The 1,337-nt window shown below is 67.8% G+C and carries 1 pseudogene; it reads left to right on the top strand.

What is annotated here, in order from left to right:
• Window positions 1–59 precede the first annotated feature (59 nt).
• Window positions 60–1,297, top strand: a pseudogene (locus tag STSP_RS34280) (IS701 family transposase).
• The last annotated feature ends 40 nt before the right edge of the window (window positions 1,298–1,337 follow it).

Here is a 1,337-nt window from a genome sequence, read left to right as displayed (position 1 = left end):
CCACTAGTAGTGCTTCGTTACGTTGAGTGATCTCGGTTGATCGTGGGCAGTTTCCCGAAGTGAGGTTGGGGGAAGTGGAACGGCTTCGGGGTGAGTTGACGGAGTTCGTTGCCGATGTGTTCGGGTCGGTTCCGCGGCGGGATCAGCGGCGGTGGGGCGAGTGCTATCTGCGAGGCCTGATGCTCGACGGCCGGCGCAAGTCGATCCAGCCGATGGCTGATCGTCTGCCGGACGGGAACATGCAGGCCCTGCAGCAGTTCGTGAACCAGTCGCCGTGGGATCCGTTACCGGTCAGGCGACGGATCGCCGAGCGGCTGTCCGGAGTTGTCAGGCCCGAGGTGTGGGTGATCGACGACGTGTCGTTCCCCAAGTGCGGCACAGCGTCGGTGGGGGTGGCCCGCCAGTACTGTGGAGCGGTCGGCAAACGGGCGAACTGCCAGGTCGCGGTCAGTGTCCATGCCGCCACCGACACCGCCTCGTGCCCGTTGGAGTGGCAGTTGTATCTGCCGCGTGAGTGGGCGGACGAGCCGGACCGATGCCGCAGGGCAGGAGTCCCCGACGACGTGGTGCACCGGGAGAAGTGGCGGCTCCCGCTCGGCCTGCTGGACACACTCGCCCGGTGGCAGTTGAAGGCGCCGGTCGTGGTCGCCGACGCCGGCTACGGCGTCAGCACCCCATTCCGGCTCGGCCTTGAGGAGCGGGGGCTGTCCTATGTCCTGGCCCTGAACGGGAAGGAAGTCGCCCCACCCGGAGGATGCCGAGCCGCACCAGCCCGCTTATGGCGGGCTCGGACCACCCACTCTTCCCCGCTACCGCACCCCACCGCGAGCCGTTTCCGTCCTCGCTGCGGAGGCGGATGCACAGCGGTTCACCGACGTGACCTGGAGGCAGGGCAGTAAAGGCGCGATGACCTCACGGTTCGCGGTGCTGACAGTGCGGCCCGCGGGCAAACAGTCCCTGGCCGCGGCTCAGGAGGCGGGCGGCGGCCGCAACCGGTGGGACGGCGTCCCTGCCCGTCCAGACGCTCCTCGTCGAATGGCCGGACGGCCAGGACACCCCGACGGACTACTGGATATCGAACCTGCCCGCCACCACACCGGCCGCTGACCTGGTGCGGTGGGCCAAGATGCGCTGGCGGATCGAGCACGATTACCGCGAACTCAAGCATGGCCTCGGACTGGACCACTTCGAGGGCCGCACCTGGCACGGCTGGCACCACCACGTCACCCTCGTCACCGCTGCCCAGGCATTCCTCACCCTCAGGCGGCTCGACCCAAAAGTCCGCACACCGGCCTGACTCTCTACCAGGTCCTCGACGTTCTTCAGGACCTGCTGAG

Source organism: Streptomyces jeddahensis (genome assembly GCF_001642995.1).
GTDB classification, from domain to species: Bacteria; Actinomycetota; Actinomycetes; order Streptomycetales; family Streptomycetaceae; genus Streptomyces; species Streptomyces jeddahensis.
The sequence above is the reverse complement of the archived record's forward strand: the minus strand, read 5'-3'. Positions and strand labels throughout refer to the sequence as shown.